Source organism: Microcoleus sp. S13C4, from assembly GCF_036700865.1.
GTDB lineage: Bacteria > Cyanobacteriota > Cyanobacteriia > Cyanobacteriales > Microcoleaceae > Microcoleus.
Window position 1 is genome coordinate 23,343 of record NZ_JAUBPS010000055.1, and the last position, 19,162, is coordinate 42,504.

At 47.1% G+C, this 19,162-nt stretch carries 16 protein-coding genes; 8 read left to right on the top strand and 8 right to left on the bottom strand.

Annotated elements, in window-relative coordinates:
- Positions 1 to 413: 413 nt before the first annotated feature.
- On the bottom strand, positions 414 to 1,442 hold the full coding sequence (purM, locus tag QT996_RS20850) for a phosphoribosylformylglycinamidine cyclo-ligase (RefSeq protein WP_333048660.1): 1,029 nt from the start codon (positions 1,440 to 1,442) through the stop codon (positions 414 to 416).
- Positions 1,443 to 1,934: 492 nt separating this feature from the next.
- Between purM and QT996_RS20855 the strand changes: the two genes are divergently transcribed.
- The 3 genes from QT996_RS20855 to QT996_RS20865 all read left to right on the top strand — a co-directional run bounded on the left by QT996_RS20855 (position 1,935) and on the right by QT996_RS20865 (position 6,232).
- Entirely contained in the window at positions 1,935 to 3,011 is a 1,077-nt protein-coding gene (locus tag QT996_RS20855; RefSeq protein WP_333048661.1) for a septal ring lytic transglycosylase RlpA family protein, read from the top strand.
- A 196-nt stretch (positions 3,012 to 3,207) separates the two neighbouring features.
- Positions 3,208 to 4,800 (top strand): bifunctional pantoate--beta-alanine ligase/(d)CMP kinase, encoded by a 1,593-nt coding sequence (locus tag QT996_RS20860; protein ID WP_333048674.1) that lies wholly within the window; start codon positions 3,208 to 3,210, stop codon positions 4,798 to 4,800.
- Positions 4,801 to 5,296: 496 nt separating this feature from the next.
- Positions 5,297 to 6,232 carry a polysaccharide deacetylase family protein gene (locus QT996_RS20865; RefSeq protein WP_333048662.1) on the top strand — a complete coding sequence of 312 codons (936 nt, stop codon included), beginning with the start codon at positions 5,297 to 5,299 and terminating at the stop codon, positions 6,230 to 6,232.
- A 20-nt stretch (positions 6,233 to 6,252) separates the two neighbouring features.
- On the opposite strand, the gene QT996_RS20870 is transcribed toward QT996_RS20865, so the two are convergent.
- On the bottom strand, positions 6,253 to 6,480 hold the full coding sequence (locus QT996_RS20870) for a hypothetical protein (RefSeq protein WP_333048663.1): 228 nt from the start codon (positions 6,478 to 6,480) through the stop codon (positions 6,253 to 6,255).
- Between the two features lie 39 nt (positions 6,481 to 6,519).
- Positions 6,520 to 7,587: an FAD-dependent oxidoreductase gene (locus tag QT996_RS20875; RefSeq protein ID WP_333048664.1), complete on the bottom strand. Its 1,068-nt coding sequence runs from the start codon at positions 7,585 to 7,587 to the stop codon at positions 6,520 to 6,522.
- A 272-nt stretch (positions 7,588 to 7,859) separates the two neighbouring features.
- Between QT996_RS20875 and QT996_RS20880 the strand changes: the two genes are divergently transcribed.
- Together QT996_RS20880 and QT996_RS20885 are read left to right on the top strand one after the other, a co-directional pair.
- Complete coding sequence (locus QT996_RS20880) at positions 7,860 to 8,705, top strand: YaaW family protein (RefSeq protein ID WP_333048665.1); 846 nt, start codon at positions 7,860 to 7,862, stop codon at positions 8,703 to 8,705.
- A gap of 43 nt (positions 8,706 to 8,748) precedes the next feature.
- Positions 8,749 to 10,284 (top strand): O-antigen ligase family protein, encoded by a 1,536-nt coding sequence (locus QT996_RS20885; RefSeq protein WP_333048666.1) that lies wholly within the window; start codon positions 8,749 to 8,751, stop codon positions 10,282 to 10,284.
- Positions 10,285 to 10,409: 125 nt separating this feature from the next.
- Here the strand turns inward: QT996_RS20885 and glmS are convergent, their stop codons facing one another.
- The gene (glmS, locus tag QT996_RS20890) at positions 10,410 to 12,332 is read right to left on the bottom strand and encodes a glutamine--fructose-6-phosphate transaminase (isomerizing) (protein ID WP_333048667.1); all 1,923 of its coding nucleotides are present in this window, start codon (positions 12,330 to 12,332) and stop codon (positions 10,410 to 10,412) included.
- A 160-nt stretch (positions 12,333 to 12,492) separates the two neighbouring features.
- Positions 12,493 to 12,738, bottom strand: coding sequence for a photosystem I iron-sulfur center protein PsaC (gene psaC / locus QT996_RS20895; RefSeq protein ID WP_015175986.1), 246 nt, complete (start codon positions 12,736 to 12,738; stop codon positions 12,493 to 12,495).
- 369 nt (positions 12,739 to 13,107) lie between these two features.
- Between psaC and QT996_RS20900 the strand changes: the two genes are divergently transcribed.
- Complete coding sequence (locus QT996_RS20900) at positions 13,108 to 13,230, top strand: hypothetical protein (RefSeq protein WP_333048668.1); 123 nt, start codon at positions 13,108 to 13,110, stop codon at positions 13,228 to 13,230.
- 106 nt (positions 13,231 to 13,336) lie between these two features.
- On the opposite strand, the gene QT996_RS20905 is transcribed toward QT996_RS20900, so the two are convergent.
- Both QT996_RS20905 and QT996_RS20910 read right to left on the bottom strand, forming a co-directional pair.
- Entirely contained in the window at positions 13,337 to 14,548 is a 1,212-nt protein-coding gene (locus tag QT996_RS20905) for a chloride channel protein (protein WP_333048669.1), read from the bottom strand.
- 579 nt (positions 14,549 to 15,127) lie between these two features.
- On the bottom strand, positions 15,128 to 16,033 hold the full coding sequence (locus QT996_RS20910; protein WP_333048670.1) for a CoB--CoM heterodisulfide reductase iron-sulfur subunit B family protein: 906 nt from the start codon (positions 16,031 to 16,033) through the stop codon (positions 15,128 to 15,130).
- A 384-nt stretch (positions 16,034 to 16,417) separates the two neighbouring features.
- Here QT996_RS20910 and acpP point away from each other — a divergent pair, with 384 nt between their 5' ends.
- Positions 16,418 to 16,672, top strand: coding sequence for an acyl carrier protein (gene acpP / locus QT996_RS20915; protein WP_333048671.1), 255 nt, complete (start codon positions 16,418 to 16,420; stop codon positions 16,670 to 16,672).
- A 97-nt stretch (positions 16,673 to 16,769) separates the two neighbouring features.
- On the top strand, positions 16,770 to 18,023 hold the full coding sequence (fabF, locus tag QT996_RS20920; protein WP_333048672.1) for a beta-ketoacyl-ACP synthase II: 1,254 nt from the start codon (positions 16,770 to 16,772) through the stop codon (positions 18,021 to 18,023).
- Positions 18,024 to 18,138: 115 nt separating this feature from the next.
- Here fabF and QT996_RS20925 read toward each other — a convergent pair whose 3' ends face one another.
- Positions 18,139 to 18,912 carry a hypothetical protein gene (locus QT996_RS20925; RefSeq protein WP_333048673.1) on the bottom strand — a complete coding sequence of 258 codons (774 nt, stop codon included), beginning with the start codon at positions 18,910 to 18,912 and terminating at the stop codon, positions 18,139 to 18,141.
- Positions 18,913 to 19,162 lie beyond the last annotated feature (250 nt).

Consider the following 19,162-nt stretch of genomic DNA (forward strand, 5'->3'; position numbering starts at 1 on the left):
AAAATCAGCAATTTTAGCTTGATTATTTCCGTGATTTAGCAATAACATAATCATAATTTTCCTCTAATATCTCCTTTTTCTTGCTATTTTAATGCTGATTGCAGTTGCTCTAGTTGTTTTGGATTCAGATACTTTTGAGCGGCTACTTTTGCACTCAGTGGTGACGGAAAAAATTGGGAATTATACCGTATTTAAAGGCATAATAGCTTATTTAAATTTCATTTAAAATTGTAGCAACGAGTCAGCAGTTGTGAATTTATTTTTGTCTTTCTTCCTCTGTGTCCTCTGCGGTTACTTTCAAAAGTATAAATTTAACCGCAGATGTACGCAGATTGATGATGAATGTAGATTGATATTGTCTGTTATTGCACAAAGCGAAGCAATCTTCACACCCTGCGATTGCTTCCTACTAATTACCCATTATCCATGCTCAATTCTCCTTTCCCCTCAATCACTTCCCCGATCGCGAACGCACCCATTCCCTGAGATTCAAACCATGTAATAGCCCGATCGACTTCTGTGCGATCGAGCAAAAGCACAAACCCAATCCCCATATTAAAAGTATTGAACATATCGGCTGTGGCAACTTGGCCCGCTTCAGCAATCCACTGAAAAATGGGCAAATTTGGCCAGCTATTGCTATCAATTTTTACAGATTGATTAACTCCCAAACACCGGGGCAAATTTTCCGACAAACCGCCGCCCGTAATGTGAGCCATGCCGTGAATATCTAAACCGCTTTTAATTGCTTCGAGGACTGGTTTAACATAAATTTTAGTCGGAGTTAGCAGCACTTCTCCTAAACTTTTGCCGCCTAACTTTTCGGGTTGGGAATTCCAGTCAAAACCCCGATCGCCCGCAATTTTTCTCACCAAACTAAAACCGTTGCTGTGCACGCCGGAACTTGCCAGCCCCACAGCCACATCTCCCACCTGCACCCTCGAACCGTCCAACAATTTGCTCTTTTCGACAATTCCCACGCAAAAACCAGCTAAATCGTACTCTCCCGCTTGGTAAAAACCGGGCATTTCTGCCGTTTCCCCGCCCAACAAAGCACAGCCCGCTTGCTTGCAACCGTCAGCTATCCCGGCCACCACCGCAGCTAATTGTTCGGGATTTAACTTTCCCGTCGCTAAATAATCAAGAAAAAAGAGGGGTTCGGCCCCGGATGTCAGCACGTCGTTGACGCACATCGCCACCAAGTCGATACCTACCGTGTCGTGCCGATCGAGATTGTGGGCCAATTTCAACTTAGTCCCAACGCCGTCAGTACCCGAAACCATAATCGGCTCTTTTAAACCCTCCGGAACGCTGAAAAACCCGCTAAACCCGCCGAATCCGCCCAAAACTCCCGATCGGTGCGTGCTCTTGACCATACTCCCGATGCGCGAGACAAAAGCTCTGCCCGCCTCAACATCCACACCTGCTTCTCGATAATCCATAAGTCCGCCAAATCGATTTCCAGTTTTTAGTTTATTCCCATAACAGTTGACAAACAGCTTTTTTCACACTAGCCATTCGGCAGCCCACAAAATACACTAAATTTTTGTAAATTTTTGTAAATTTTTCGGGAATAACTGAAACGGCTGTAAGCACTGGAACTAAAGGATTTTATGATAGAGGGTTTTGACAAAATTTGAGGAAAATTTGGTGAAAAGCGCGATCGCAGCGATCCCCAACCGCAAAAGTTTGTGGTAGTCTGTTGCAGTTCGTGAACAAAACACAAATTGCGGATCGAGTACGAGTTGTCAAATGTCAGGGAAGTTTCCGCCAATTTTTTTTGGGGGGGAAACATTAAAGCAAAAACGCACCCGGATACTTTGCTGTGACTCACGGGGGAATGGCGAAGGGCAAGAGAGAAATCCTTGACGCCCGCCGCCAAATGGCCAATCCTCCAATCTCGGTTGGCAATGGCTATTCACAAAAATGGACGTATGAAGGAAAAATTTGTTGGTGGTCTACTCGCTGTCCTGTTAGTTCCTGTGGTAGGAACGGCATCCTCTTGTCACGCACAAGCAACAGGTGCCGACAACCAAAACTCTCCGGTTTCCGAGCAAGTAATTGCCACCCAACCGTCCCGGCAGTTAAACGCAAGTCGGGTCGAAGCGCAAAAAGTCGGACAGTATCAGTATCAAGCCAGAGCTGAAATTGCCCGAGACTCGATCGCCAAAATTCAGCCCCACGACTTAGGCGGGCGACAAGCAGCGACAGTCTACGTGCGAAACATTCCAGTCATCACCTTTCTGAACGCCAATCCGGAAACAAACACGAAAATGGGAGAAACTGGCAACAGCCAAGCCGGTGCTAGCAGTCCGTCCAAAGTAGCGGGCGCCAGAGAAAATCCCAAAGTCGGAAATATTGCCAGCAAATCCAGCAACCAAGAACTTGATCCAGTTTGGCGGGCATCAACCTTAGCAGCAAGACTCAATCAGCTAGCCCGCAACAACATCGATCCCAACAGCATTACCGTTAAGTGGGAAAAAGGCGATCGCTACATTATCCAGGCAAACGGCGAGGACTTGGTAAACATCAACGCCGAAACCATCCTCCCCGACACCACCAGCGACTTTAGCCGAGACGCCCTGCAAGCAACCAATCGCCTCCGCCGGCTTCTGGGCAACGCCCCACCCCTGGAAGAAGTCGCAGGCCAACCCCAACCAGAACCCCCCTTGCTGTCTCTGGGCCCAGTTCAATTGCGCCTCAGCGGCTGGGCTTCCTGGTACGGCCCGGGATTTGACGGCAACCTCAGCGCCAGCGGCGAGCGTTTCAACCAAAATGATTTGACCGCAGCCCACCGCAATTTGCCATTCGGAACTAAAGTCATGGTGAGAAATCTCGACAACGGCCGCACCGTAGTCGTCCGCATTAATGACCGCGGCCCCTATGTGGGCGATCGGCTTATTGACTTGTCCGCCGGCGCCGCCAGCGTACTGGGAATGATGGGTAGTGGCGTTGCGAGAGTCGAAATCGAAGTGATCGAACCGCCGCAGCAAACAACAGTTGAACGCTGAACGGTACTGTAAGGCAGAATACAAAAGTTATCCGAACTTGAGAAAGCAGAAAGTAGAATAAAACTGACATCTTCCACCATTCTTTGTGGAAGAGGCCCGAAAGCCTGTTAAGGGAGGATGGTGGAAGATGTCAAGTCGAACAAATTCCGACACACAAATTCTGCCTTCTGCAGAATGCCTTCAGGAGATTCTACCGGTGCGCCTGTTTACTACCATTGCAGCACTTCGCTGCTACTTAAATTCACAAAAGTCTACTGCACCTCATTTGACAGTCGGTTTGGTGCCGACGATGGGAGCTTTGCACGCAGGACATCTGAGCTTGATCCAGCGGGCAAGACAAGAAAATGCGATCGCCCTGGTCAGCATTTTTGTCAACCCGCTGCAATTTGGGCCAACAGAAGATTTTCAAGATTATCCTCGGAATGTCGAGCAAGATCGGCTGTTGTGCGAACAAGCTGGGGTTGATGCCATATTTGCTCCCTCAGCAACGGAAATGTTCGGCAACCAAGCGGTCGAGCCCACAGAAACAGAGCAAACCGCCCAAAAACAGATAGAGATTCACCTTTCATCCTTAACTCAAGTAGTGCCGCCACCGGCGATGACATCGGTTTTGTGCGGCAAAGCAAGGCCCGGTCATTTTCAAGGCGTCGCGGGAATTGTTACTAAACTTTTGAGTTTGGTGCAGCCGACAAAAGCTTATTTCGGTCAAAAAGACGCCCAGCAGCTAGCAATTATTCGGAAACTGGTCTTTGATTTTAACTTGCCTGTAGAGATTGTCGCTTGTCAGATCGTCCGCGAAGAGTCGGGACTGGCAATGAGTTCTCGCAATCAGTATTTAACGACAGAGCAAAAACAGCAAGCCTCCGTACTCTACCGCGCCCTGCAACAAGCCTCGAAAACGTTTGCTTCAGGGGATCGCACCGCAGCGGCCGCACTCGCTGCTGCCCACGCAGCAGTCGCAGGAGAGCCCACAGTAAAGCTCGAATACGCCGAACTCGTCGATCCCGACACTTTGACGCCCTTGCAGGTTGTGGAAACAGCGGGACTTTTAGCCGTAGCAGCCAGAGTTGGCTCTACTAGGTTGATTGACAATATAATTCTCAGGAATCGCCGGCCAATTGTGGCGATCGACGGACCGGCGGGAGCAGGCAAATCTACCGTCACTCGCCAAGCAGCAACGGCTTTGAACTTGTTTTATCTGGATACCGGCGCGATGTATCGGGCGCTGACTTGGCTGGCATTGAAAACAGCCACGCCGATTTCCGACGAATGCGCGATCGCCGAATTAATCAGTTCCAGTTATTTGGAATACAACCTCGATCCCGCATCTTTAATGCTGAAGATCAACGGCGAAGACGTAACCGAGGCAATTCGCAGTTTGGAAGTGACATCCCGCGTCTCGGAAATGGCGGCGATTCCTGCCGTGCGCCAGTTTCTGGTGGAGGAACAGCGGCGCTGCGGCACAAAAGGCGGAATTATAGCAGAAGGCCGCGATATCGGCACTAACGTGTTTCCCGATGCGGAACTAAAGATTTTTTTGACAGCTTCGGTACAAGAGCGATCGCGCAGGCGGCTGTTAGAACTTAAAGATACCGATCGGGCTAATATTAGCTTGGCCCAATTGGAACAAGACATCGCCCTGCGGGACGAAAAGGACAGCACCCGCGAGGTTGCACCTTTGCGTAAAGCGGCCGATGCTGTGGAAATTCAAACAGACAATCTGACTGTTGCCGAAGTTATCGATCAAATTGTCGGCTTGTACAAAGAGAGAATCGGCCCTAAAAGTTAATTTTAGGAGTGGCGGGCGGGCGATCGCCCCTCATATCAAATCTGGTTAAACCTGAGATGTTTCACCATTCTCAAGAATCGGCAAGATGCCTGTTCCACAAATAGTAAATTTTCTTTTGGAACAGGCTTTCCGGCCTATTCATAAAAAGCTTATTGAGAATATTGCAACATCTCAGGTTAAACTCACATCTTGCAGTGTCAGGTAGGGACGCGGGTCGATCCGGGCTGAGTCCCTAAGAATATCGTGCCATTAATCCGATTTGAGCGCCGTCCGCCTGGCTGGGGAAAAAGTTCAACCATCCGGCATTTTCATGGGTTAGGGGATTTCTGGCGCACAAATCTTAATTTTTTTTATCCGGAGGGACTTCCCCGCGCTGAGTTATGTCCAGTAGCATTTTTACGGGTAGTCCAATTTAAGATTATCCTCTTAAGTGGATTAACTTGATATCAACATAAAATCTAAAATTAACTGTGCAAAGTGTGAAGGAGAGAATGACGTGACAAAATTGAAACGGCTGTTGATGAGGCGAAAAACATTAATCGTTGCTTTTATCGCCGCCACAGGAAGTTTTTTGCTGGGTGTGACGTTGCCGATGAACTTGCGGGCAAATCAGCCATTGGCACCGATTCAGGCGCAAGTCTTGGCCGTATCCCACTCCCAAGAAGAACAGCCAATATCCAATATTAATCAGTTCTCGCAGGCGATCGCCCATCGAGTTGAGCTTTCCGAACAGGCTCTAGCCCAATTGCAAGAAATTCGCTTTCAATCAGGGGTACCGTCGCAGTTTCAAGGTACAACTATTCGTGAGGCAAAACTCGACTCCCAGCACAAGGCGATCGCCCTGACATTTGACGACGGCCCCTGGCCGACAACAACTACACAAATCCTAGATATTCTCAAGGAAAACAATATTAAGGCTACATTTTTCTGGGTAGGAAAATACCTGCAAACTTATCCCGAAATTGGCAAACAGGTCGCACAAGCCGGTCACGCGATCGGCAACCACACTTGGAGCCACGAATACATTAAGTATAACGAAGACGGTGCAGCTCGCGAGATCGATCGCACTTCATCCTTAATTGAGCAGTTGACCGGCATCCAAACATCGATGTTCCGCCCGCCAGGAGGCATTTTAAACAATGGATTGGCAGCTTACGCTCAAAAGAAAAATTATGCGGTTGTGATGTGGTCTGCTGATTCTTTTGATTGGCGCAGTCTTACGGAATCTTTGATGGACAACGTGATGAGGCAGGCAAATTCCGGCGGGATTGTGTTGATGCACGACGGCGGTGGCAATCGATCGAGAACTGTAAAAGTTTTGCCTGATGTTATTGCTCGATTGAGAAAAGAAGGGTACATTTTCGTAACCGTTCCCGAGTTATTGCAAATGCAAGAACAAGAGTTACAACATCAGGAAACAGCCCAAAAATAACCATGTGGAAAATTTGCCATTTACACCATTTTTCCCTTTTTTTGTAAGTCATTAGATAGATTTTTCATAACTATATCGCGCAGGTGAAGGTTAATCGCAGTTATAAAATTAATACAGACACGGCTGTGGTCATCGCTACCTCCCGCCATCGCGTACACCAAACGCCGCCGATATTCATGCAGAACGGTATTATCACCTTCGAGGGCAAGGTAATTTTGGGGGCTAAACCCAGACGGGATGGCAATCATAGCGTTAGAGCCAAAATCGATACCTTAATTTTAGCCCTATTACCAATTTAGGCTTGCATCTAAGGGCAAATCCTCCAATTGGGAATTAACCCAATTAGCCGCCGCCAAACCCGATCGCAAAGCACCTTCTATTTGACCTTCGCCGCACAAATCCCCCGCACAAACCAGCGGCAAATTCCCGCCAGCAGGCAAACAAGAAACAGCCAAAGGATTTCTACAAAAAGCATAGCGCCAGCGGTGAACCTGCAACCATTCCGGCTGTTTCAGCCAAGGGATTAAATATTCAGAAGTGCGATCGAGCAATTCTTGACCGACTGTTGGCAAATCAACTGATTCTAGATGGCGTTCTGCAAAATTTGCGCTGCTGTGAATCACAAACACCGGCTGCTGCGGATCTAGTCGCTTGCTACTATCTAAACCAACCCAACCTAAATCAGCATGATCTGGAAAAGAAACAGATTTCCACTGCGGATTTAGATTACTTAAATCTTTCTGTTTTGTCGCAGAATAGCCAGCCATAACGGTAATACAAGGGTCGTACTCCACAGAACGCAATTTTTCAAGAAAATCAGGTTTAAAACCAATTTCCGAATTCAAAAATATTAAAGCTTGAGGAGCCGGAATTGCCACAACCACAGCCTTAGCAATCAATTCTTGAGGTATGTCTAAATTGTCGTCGGTAACTTCCAGAGAAAGCTGCCACATTTGACTGTCAGTACGAGAAATAGCTTGTACGCGGCGGCCGTACCAAATTTCTAAACCCGCCGCCAGATACTTACCCACAGCATTCATTCCAGCAGGTGCGACATAACAAGAACTAGGAATAGCAGAAAGTTTTCCCTGTCGAAATTCCCAGACAGTATCAGTCCAGAGTTTGAGGATGTGCCGATCGAGCAAAACCTCAATTAACCCCTGCACCGCATCCCCCTGCGCTTCCAGATACCGCGCCCCGTGATCGGCCCTAGTACCCTGTACGCGGCGGGTAGCAACACGTCCCCCCGCGCCGCGAGATTTCTCAACAACCCCCACAGAATAACCAGCTTGACGCAACCGTTGAGCGCAACTCAGCCCCGCCATACCCGCACCAATCACCGCAACATCGAACATAATCAATCAGTCAGCCTTGTGAATCTAAACATCAGCTTAAAGGCTGCGAGCTGAATTTGTACCTTACCGATGACTCAAAAGACCCGTAGCTTGCGGGACCAGAGGCCATCGCCCTGCACCAAGTAGTAGAATAAAGGACAGCACGAATCCATGATTAAGACCAGATCAAAAAATGCCACTGTAGGTAAATCCTAAATCCTAATGGTTATCAACCAGCAGCAATCTAAAATCTAAAATCTAAAATCTAAAATCGAATATGGGAGGGCAAAATTTTGGACGAACTCAGAGCAGCACTCGAATTGACAACAGAAGAAGAATTGCAGCAACTAACAGAACTTCTGTTCAGCCGCAAGTTTAACCCTTTAGATTACGTGCAAACCCCCGCACCCATAGATGTACAAAGCCGCGATCGCCAAGCATGGCTCGACGCTGTAGAACAGCGATTTCGCTATCTTGCAGCCGACGGTTTGACGGTACTCAGAGGGCGAACCGAACAAGTGACTTACAGACAAGCACTAATTCAAGTTTGTCGCTATCTCAAAATCCCTTATCCCAGACAGTTGTCAACCACTGACTTAGAGGCAGAAGTATTTCTGCACTTAATGGGCCGCGCGTGGAAGCGTTTACCGGCAGATGAACAGCAAGCGCTGACACTGCGCGTACAGCGAGCCATCGTTGAGTCCAAACTCTCAGAACCCCTGCCAATTTCTGCTGAAAAAGACCCGCTGGGTTTACTGTTCAAAGGTGGCAGCGCTTTAGCTGTTAGTTCCATCTTAAAACCAATGCTGCTCAAACTAATGGCCAATCAATTTGCGCTGCATTTTGCCACCTATCAAATGGCAAAACAAGGAGTGCTTGCAGGCACGGCAACCGCAGCAACCCAGTTTCAAAATTATGTCGCAATTCAGACGGCGCGGCGCGGTATGGCGGTGAGTGCGGCTCGTTACGGTGCGACGCGGAGCGTATTTTCGTTGCTCGGCCCGGTGATGTGGACTTGGTTTTTTGCTGATTTAGGTTGGCGATCAATCTCCACGAACTACGGTAGGATTATCCCGACCATTTTTGCCTTAGCTCAAATACGCCTGACGCGATCGGAATGCGTTTGGGAACTAGCTTAACGATTGTAAATTGTAGATTTTAGATTTGAGATTGGGAGTGTTGGTGAATATCAAAAATCGGTTGAAATTAGCTGCCAAACAGACAGCCGAAAATCTCAAGTCTCGCCTCCAAAAACATCCAGATCCCCGCCTGCAAATCCCTTGGAATTTCGCTCAAGTAGGGATGCTGATTTTTCCCTTAATTCCGATTTTGGGAGCTTTAGGTTTATTCCTGGGATTGGCCGGCACTTGTAAGCAAAAGTTCCGTCAAATTAGTCGCCGCCCGTTGAATCGAGGATTCGCAATTCTGAGCGCGCTGCTAGTCATCACAGCCGTTTTTGCCCACAACCGCATTGAGGCTTTTATAGGGTTGTACAATTTCTTGCCGTTCTTTATATTGTTTGCCGCTTTCAGCAGTTTAATTCAAACTTTGTCTCAATTGCGGCAATTGTCTTGGATGATTGTAATTAGTTCAATTCCAGTGATAATTTTAGGCCTGGGACAGCAATTTTTAGGCTGGAGCGGCATCGATCAATTGCAGCCTGTTTTTGGCTGGGTACTTGCACCCCAAGGCAATCCCCCCGGCCGTATGGCTTCTGTATTTATGTACGCTAATATTTTAGCTTGCTATCTGACAATTGCTTTTATTTTAGCACTAGGACTGTGGATGGGAGAAGGGTTCGGGAACGCTCCAGGTAAGGGATTTAACGGATTTACCCGCTCGATTTTGAGGGAAGAGGAAAGAGGAAAAAAGGAAACAATTAATGAACCGCTGATTCCCGATTCGCAATTTCCGATTCCCAATTTCCGATTCCTATTTTTAAGTTGTGCAGTGATCGGAAATGCTGTTGCTTTGATTTTTACTAATTCTCGCAATGCTTGGGGACTGGCAGTTGTCGCAGTTTGGGCTTTTGCATTTTATGTGGGTTATAAAAAATTATTAGCTGGGGTTTTGAGTGTGGCTAGCACAATTTTTTTGTCGGCCTTTGGGCCGGAACCACTGCGGCAATCTTTACGAAGAATTGTTCCGGCTTTCTTTTGGGCTAGACTCACCGACGAGATGTTCCCAAATCGGCCGACTGCTACTTTGAGAAAAACTCAGTGGGAATTTGCTTGGTCTATGACTCAGCAGCGTCCTTGGACTGGTTGGGGATTGCGAAATTTTACACCTCTCTATCAAGCTCAAATGCAAGAATGGCTCGGTCATCCTCACAGTTTGATACTGATGTTGACTGCGGAAACGGGAATACCCACAACGCTTTTGTTTTTTGGTTTAGTTGGTTGGGTTTTGGCTAGGGGTGTTTTGCTGCTGGCGAATTGGCCGCTTTTTCCTGCGGATATCAAACACGAGCAAATAGCAACACAGGAGGTAGCGGAAAATGCTTTAGCGATCAATCAAAAATCTATAATTACTAGCAAAAATAAGCTATTTTGTCAAGAGGTAAGATCGACCGATCGCCTAATTTTTTTCAGTTATTTATTAGCCTTCGCCGCCTGTACGCTTTTTAACACTGTAGATGTGACGCTGTTTGATTTTCGACTCAATACTACAAGCTGGTTGCTGTTAGCCGCAATTTGCGGAGTCAGCGAGAGGGAATAGGCGATCGCGCATTGGAGGCAGAGCCTGGAAGGTTATTGATCACAAATAACCAATAACAACTGCTAACAGTCAACAGTCAACAGTCAACAGTCAACAGTCAACTGCCAACTGCCAACTGAATTCTTTTATTCTACCGTCACCGACTTCGCCAAATTGCGTGGCTGATCCACATCCAAACCCCGACGCGCCGCAATGTGATAAGCCAACAATTGCAGCGGAATCACTGTTACAATCGGTGACAACAATTCATCCACCAAAGGCACCGGCAAAATGTGGTCAAAAATATCGGCTTCCGCCACACCTTGCTTGGGCGTTACGCCAATTAAACGGGCGTCGCGCGCCTTCGCTTCCTGAGCGTTGGAAAGCACTTTTTCGTAGACGCTACCGGGCATGGCGATCGCCACTACAGGCACTTTAGCATCCAAAAGGGCGATCGGGCCGTGTTTCATCTCTCCCGCCGGATATCCTTCAGCGTGAATGTAGCTAATTTCCTTCAGTTTCAGCGCCCCTTCCAAAGCAATTGGAAAGTTAATTCCCCGCCCCAAAAAGATAAAATCTTGGGTGTCTGTAAACTGGTGGGACAATTCCTCGACATACTGTTCTTGAATCTCCAAAAACTTCTCAATTTCTGTCGGTAACTGGCGCAAACCAGTAATAATTTCTGCCAATCTCTCCGTGCTAATTGTTTGTCGCTGGTGCGCCAAATCCAAAGCTAAGAAATAAAATGCCATCAACTGAGTGACAAAAGTTTTAGTCGCAGCAACGCCGATTTCTATACCAGCGTGGGTATTGATCACGTGCGGCATCATGTGGGCGATCGAACTTTCAGTCCTGTTAGTAATGCCTAACATTCTCGCCCGGAATTTATCAGTAAAACCCGCGCGGCGCTGCTGTTCCATCCCCAAAGCAGCCAGCGTGTCCGCCGTTTCTCCCGACTGAGTTACCCCGATAGTTAAAGTATTTGCTGTCAGCGGTGGCGGTGCATAGCGGTACTCCGAAGCGTACTGCACCGCAGTGGGAATATTAGCTAATTGTTCTAACAAATATTTGCCAATTAGCGAGGCGTGCCAGCTCGTTCCGCAGGCGAGAATTGAAATTTGTTCGACATCGGCGCAAAGTTCCTTCGGCAAGTTGAGATTGATGGGAGAGCGCGGATTTCCTGGCTGCCAATCGCTGTCTAAGTAAGCCTCTAAACAAGCTCGGACTACCGCTGGCTGTTCGTAAATCTCCTTGTGCATGAAGTGTTTGAAGCCTTGCTTTTCGACTAAAACCGGACTCCAACCAAGGATGCGCGGGCTTTTTTTCAGCCTTTCTCCTGCAAAGCTGTAAACTTCCACTCCCATCGAAGTTAGTCTTGCCAATTCGCCATTTTCCAAGGACAAAACAGTGCGGGTGTGAGATACTAAGGCTGGCGTGTCGGAAGCGCAGAAAAATTCGCCTGCACCAAAGCCAATCACCAAAGGAGCTTGCTGTCTGGCGACAATTATCTCCTCTGGAAAATCTGCACAGATAACGGCGATCGCAAAAGCTCCTTCTAATTTATTTACCGCCTTTAAAACAGTTTCCAAAAACGATAAATCAGCAATTTTCTCGGTTTTTTTATCTTTTGCTTCTTCCTTCTCCCTTCTTGCTTCTTTCAAAAATTCAGCTATTAAATGAGGAATAACTTCTGTATCGGTATCCGAAACAAATTTATGTCCCTTCGCTTTCAATTCTTTCCGCAACTCGCGATAATTTTCGACAATTCCATTTTGAACTACCGCAATTCGCCCGCTATTATCTAGGTGAGGGTGAGCGTTATATTCTTCAGGCTTGCCGTGAGTTGCCCAGCGGGTGTGTCCAATGCCGATGGGAGCCGGAGAGTCTATCTCTGCTAGCTTTTCCCGGAGGTTGTGCAATTTGCCCTTGGCTCGGATGCAGGTAATTTGTCCTTCCGAGATGGTAGCGAGACCCGCTGAATCGTAGCCCCGATATTCTAGTTTCTCCAATCCTGCTAGCAAAATCTCGCTTGCTGCTTGCGTGCCGATATAGCCAACGATTCCGCACATTTAACGTACTACTCCTGCTTAGCGATCGCAATAAAACTTAAGTTTTATCATTTTTACCTTCTTCCGGCCCCCGAATGCCGATTCCGCTACAAAAAAGAGGGGGCGATTAAATTGCCCCCTCTCTTGTGCCCGTAATTTCGATCGGCGTGTCGATCGATATTTAGTAGGCTAGACCCATACTGCGAGTGGTTTCTGCTCCCAGGTAAACCCGGATGCTCAGAAAATCGGTGGGGCAAGCAGTTTCGCACCGCTTGCAGCCTACACAGTCTTCGGTGCGGGGAGAGGAGGCAATCTGAGCTGCTTTGCAGCCATCCCAGGGCACCATCTCCAAAACGTCAGTCGGACAAGCGCGGACGCATTGAGTGCAGCCGATGCAAGTATCGTAAATTTTGACTGAATGAGACATTGAATAAAGGCTCCCAACGAGTCACTAAAAATTTGCTGCCTCTGCGAATTAACAGATTTGACGGTGAGGTGCCACCGCTATAGCCTGCACAGAGAATTAAAGGTTAGTCTACCGCAGTGCCTGGAAGCACTTCGCGAAAAAGCGACAAAACTTCACAGTTATTCACCCTGGGAGTCTTATGGAACCCTTTTGGGATCTGTATCATTCGCCAACCGTTTGAGCATCAGCCTGATTAAATACAAATTGAGTTTAGCAGTAGGATTGGTGAGAGTGGGTTCAAAGTTCTTGACCAAACTGCGATGATCTTATCCGGGTGATACCCCTTACCCTTGCAGGATGGTAATCTTCGGAATATTGACGGGCCCGAGTGTGAAAATAATCGAGGTTGTGACTCAACATTTCAATCAAGCCACAGTCATCGGACACACTGGCTTTTGTGCAATGGATAAAAAACGGCAAGCTGACTGGTATCAACGGCTAGATGTTGTTTGATGCCATTGGTGCATTTGTAATGGCAGAAGCCTTTAGAGCCTATACTCGCAAAATGCACGTATTTTTCACCGCTACACGGAGTTATTAGAGGAATTCTAGCCGTTTGTTAATCAACTTTACGCTGTGAGCTAATGAAGGGAGATCGGGGAGCCAAAAAGAAACCCACAAGACTAGCGAAGAGAATCGGTGTAAAAGTGCTGAATCCTGTCAACTTGGCAAGTAGCAGAGTTGTACTAATTGGAGTGCGAGTAACTGTTGAATTCAGAGCAGCCATTACACAAATCATTGCCAAAGTCTCGTTGGAGGCGGGACTAATGATAGCGATTGCCTTTCCTAAACAGGCTCCTATAAAAAACAGTGGGATGATAATCCCCCCCCGCCAGCCTCCATTTACGGTCGTACTAATGGCAAAAACTTTAGCAATAACTAAAGTTAAGACAACTCCCAAAGAAAAGTTGCCCTCAACAATTTTTTCAATTTGATGTTCACCAAAGAAACGAGTGAGCGGAAATAAAGCTGATAACACACCAAGTGCTAGCCCGGCTAAAGTAGTTCGCACATAGATTGGGCTGGGTATTGAATCAAACAAGCGACCAACAGTGCGAAATACAGCGATAAAAAACCACCCCATAATCGCCCCTACAATTCCATAAGCAATCGCTGCGCCAAAGTCATAAAGGCTGTCCACATTGTATTGAGGAAAATGCCAGGTAGGACCAATTCCTAGCTGGGTAATTGCTACAAAGATGGTGTAACTTGCACAACTTGCCACAACCGCAGGCAATATTGCTTCAAAATACTCCACAACATTCTGATGATGCAGGATTTCTAAAGCAAAAAAAGTACCACCCAATGGAGCGCCGAACAAAACTGTAAAACCAGATGCCATGCCAGCAATACTCAAAGTTCGTAGTGCCTCTCCACCCAATTGAAAGCGATCGGCTAACCACGTACCAATTGAACCTGTGACTTGCACCATTGGTGCTTCTGGACCAGCACTGCCTCCACTTGCAATACTGATTAGCGACGACAGAATCATCGAAGGATTCTCGTTCATTGGTAACCGCCCGCCATTGAGATGAATATTGTCAATAATCAACCCTATTTCGCCAGGATTTCCCAGCCAATGAATGAGCAAACCGATGAGCAAGCCGGCAAGCGGCATGATGATTAGTAGAGAAAGTCCACTAAAATATTCAAATCCAACCATCATGTAAGACAAAAATATCCAATAACTTGCAGCAAACAAACCACAAATGATTCCTAGCATTGCCCATAGGAATACCGAACGTGTGAGATTTACTGGGTTTCGTTTCATTGCTGATTCCTTATCCATAACTAGGCAGTTAGGAACTCTTAAAAAACTATTTTGTGTAATTGTATACAACTTTTGTTTCTGTTGTCTGCATATTAACCTACCAACCACCACACTTGCTTTGGAGTGTAGATCCGGGCTATGGAATGCGAAGAGAGTGATCGCAGTCTAACAATGGCTGGCAAAGGAACTGAGGCATCGGTTATCAGTGGTGTAGCCACCGTGCAACGCCGTTCGCTGAAGCCCCCGTCGTTAGACCGCTTCATCTTTTGGTGGTGTCAATAGCTTAAAGAACCCATTTGGGCTCTCTGATGACGAGCTAAGATCAGAAATAAATGGCATTGTCGAGTAACTTCACCGACAACGGGTGATAACTCCGCAGCGCGATTGCTGCCCCACAAGAAGAAGACTAGACCACCTCTGGGGACAAAACGACAAATTGTGGACGGTATCTTCTATCAACTCAAGAGTGTATGAGCGCGATCGAGCTTCCCGCTAGCACTCGGGTATAATTCCGCTCTAACGGGATTTGATATTAGAAAGGAGTAAAGTCTTTACTACAAAGCCGCGCAAATCGATCGACTAAAAGCCTAATTTTTCTAACACGGGCTTAGTTGACACGATATGTCGATCGAGCCCTAGTTTTTTTGGCTCCACACCCAAAGCCAAAGCCACCAATTGCGACAAATGCAGCACGGGCAAACCCAATTTGCGCCCGATTACTTTTTCCACCTCCGGCTGCCGCGAATCCAAGTTCAAGTGACAGAGAGGACAAGGAGTTACCATACAATCAGCGCCCTTGTCAAGAGCATCTTGAATATGTTTGCCTGCCATCTGAAAAGATTGGTTAGTGGCATAACTCGCCAACGGCCAGCCGCAGCACTGCGTCCGGCCTCGATAATAAACCGGAGTTGCCCCGATCGCCCGAAATATATTTTCCATCGATTCGGGTTGGTGGGGGTCATCGTAAAGCAGCTTATCCTGAGCTCGCAGCAGATAGCACCCGTAAAAAGACGCGCACTTCAAACCCGAAAGCTTGCGGGTGACTCGCTTCTGCACCTCGTCGAGCCCGTAATCTGCAACGATCGCCCACAACAGATGTTTCACCTCGGTACTGCCTTGATAAGGCGAACAACCTTGTTTTTTTAGTAAATCGTTAACTTTATCTACGTAGTTTGGATCGGTTTTTTGGCAATCCTTGAGGCGATCGTCTACATGACCGATTACCCCTTGACAAGTGCTGCAATGCGTCAGCAAAGGCAGATTCAGTTCCTCAGCCAAAGCAATATTGCGAGCGTTGACAGTATCTTCGAGTAACTGCGAATCTTCTTTGAAAGTGCCAGAACCGCAGCAGGCAGCTTTTTTGAGTTCCACCAGTTCAATCCCCAACGCTTGAGTTAGCGCCATTGTAGACAAGTAAAGTTCGCGGGCCGCCCCTTGGGCAACGCAACCGGGAAAGTAAGCATATCTGAGAGTTTGGGATGGCATAGTTGTTTCTGCTGGGGACACAAGGTTCGGGAAAAGAAACTTGAGCCATCGAAGTCGGGAGGCTTCCTGCTTAGTTTTCCCTCTTTATCATTAACGTATCACCGCCTAGCTAGGAGTCAAGTGTCAGCTTTTCTCAAGCATTTTGAGTTGATGACGGACACACCATCGACCATAAATCCGGTTCCTCAACGTTATCAGGTGGCTAAACGAGATGATTGATTTTGGGCTATTGGGGTTTTTTTGCTTTAGTCCTAAAGTTGCTGCGATCGTCCGTGTTCCAATTGTCGCTGGCCCGTGTCACTTAGAAAAGCGGCCAGCCTTTCTCTTGTCGATCCCCCTTTCGGATAAGATTAGATACGCAGCAACCAATGAGGACACGATGTTATGAGCCAAGACGACATTTTTGCTAGAGTCCAGAAAATTGTGGCAGAGCAACTGGAAGTCGATAAGAGCGAAGTTAAGCCCGAAGCCAACTTTGCTAACGATTTAGGAGCAGATTCCTTAGATACAGTAGAGCTGGTCATGGCCTTGGAAGAAGAGTTTGATATTGAAATTCCCGACGAAGCAGCCGAAGGAATTACTACGGTTCAAGCTTCTGTAGATTTCATCAGCAGCAAACTTACAGCTCCAAAAGCATAAAATACCTGTCTTTTCCCCTAAGAGGAGAGAAGTTAGAAAACTGCAAACTCCTCTTTTGTTCTGCGTTCTGGGTGTTTAATTTTTTGAAACTGAAATCATGACAAATTTAGAGCGTAAGCGCGTTGTTATCACGGGTCTCGGCGCGATTACACCGATCGGCAATACCTTGTCCGAATATTGGGACGGGTTGCTTGCCGGGAAGAATGGTATAGGCCCGATCACCTTATTCGACGCGTCGCGACACGACTGCCGCTTTGCCGCAGAGGTGAAGGGTTACGACCCACACGACTATTTAGAGCGCAAGGAAGCAAAGCGGATGGATCGCTTTGCTCAATTTGGGGTGTCAGCCAGCAAACAAGCTGTTGCTGATGCAAAGTTTGAGATTAACGACCTGAACGCAGAACAGGTGGGTGTCATTCTTGGCACTGGCATTGGCGGCCTGAAGGTTTTGGAAGACCAGCAAGAGATCTATCTGAATCGCGGCCCCGATCGATGCAGCCCGTTTATGATTCCCATGATGATTGCGAATATGGCCGCGGGCCTGACAGCGATTCAAACGGGTGCTAAAGGACCGAACTCTTGCCCCGTGACGGCCTGCGCTGCCGGGTCAAATGCCGTGGGTGATGCCTTTCGCTTAGTTCAAGGGGGTTACGCGCAAGCGATGATTTGCGGTGGTACGGAAGCTGCGGTGACACCTTTGTCCGTGGCGGGTTTTGCTGCGGCGAGGGCGCTTTCGACTCGCAACGATGACCCGACTCATGCTTCTCGTCCGTTCGATCGCGATCGTGATGGTTTTGTGATCGGCGAAGGTGCTGGCATTCTGATTCTAGAAGAAATGGAATACGCTCTGGCCCGTGGCGCGAAGATTTACGCAGAAATCGTTGGCTACGGTTTAACTTGCGATGCGTATCACATGACTTCCCCAGTACCCGGGGGCGAAGGTGCATCGCGAGCAATGGCTTTAGCGCTCAAAGATGGGGGTTTGACACCGGATATGGTGAGCTATATCAATGCTCACGGCACGAGCACGCTTCCCAACGATTCTACGGAAACGAAAGCGATTAAAAAGACTTTGGGAGACCATGCTTACAAAGTAGCAATTAGTTCTACCAAGTCAATGACCGGTCATCTTTTGGGCGGTTCTGGGGGAATTGAAGCGGTGGCGACGGTAATGGCGATCGCCAATGACAAAATCCCGCCGACAATTAATTTGGAAAATCCCGATCCTGAGTGCGATTTAGACTATGTTCCTCATACAAGTCGCGATCTAAAAGTTGATGTGGCGCTGTCGAATTCTTTTGGATTTGGCGGCCACAACGTGACACTGGCATTCAAGAAGTTTGTTCAGTAGCGGGTAATTTGGAAGTCGAGAGTTAAAAGGTGAAAAATTAATTTTTCACCTTTTAATTTTTTAGATTAATTTTAGATGGGGCGATCGACGATTAGCAGTAGATCCAAATTTTAAATTATTCTAGGCTAGATGCAAAAGCCTGCACTAATTTATTGTCGGAAGTAATTGCCGAAATCGAATATTTATGGCCCGCTGAGCTAGGAAACTTAACAGAAAATGCTTGCACATTTTCCTGATTAAAATTATGGGCATAAAACTGCTTGATTTTGTCAAATGTCAGTTCGCCTCCTCCTGTAATATCAGTTGTATGACCTGTGTCAAGTTCGTTCATATACCCCAAAGCTGCTTCAAAGCCTTCGGGATCTTGCTCTGCCTCAATTTGAACACATAAATCACTTCCAAAATCGTTTTCGTAAACTAAGCTGATTACTCCTTCCCTTTCCCTTTTCCATTCACAAAGACTGATTTTATCCTTATTAATTTGAATAAAATTCTCGCCGTTTCTGACAATTAAATAGTTTTCATCAAAAAGTAGGGGTGGATCGGAAACTATAGTAAGTTCTCCCCATTCCCCTCTTAAATAGTATTTGTCCTCCGCCCTAAAAAATTCGTCTATGTTCCCGTAATCAACTCCACCATCTGGATCTGCAATTGGGCTGATGTTGTTCAGAACCAAATCGTAGGTTTGAGGGTGGGGAAAATTGACGGTCATCCGCCGATAACAATACTGTTCCCCTGGTAAGGGCTGAGTGTAGAGAGAGTGATTTTCAGTGAGGACAGCTTCCAAGAGGATTTGTATAGATGTTTTAGCATTAATGCTAAGTACATAGCTATCCTCTAGATAAATATTTTCAAATCCCGGAAACTGCCAGTAGTTTAAGCGTTCCATTGTTAAATGTCCCAATCAATAGGAGTATGATTAGCTGGACTTTTTCTGTTAACGAGCTTTCCTTGTAGATCGATTCTACTGCCTTTAGCATTTTTTAGCTCTACATGAGGGTGGTTGCTGCCGGGAGTTCTTGGAGTTCCCTGTTTGAGCGTTAACCTAGTTAGTCCGTTTTTACTGAGATCTTGCACCATTCTCAATTAGCCATACTGCCAACCACTAACAGTGATGTCAAAACCCTGCTGACGAGCTA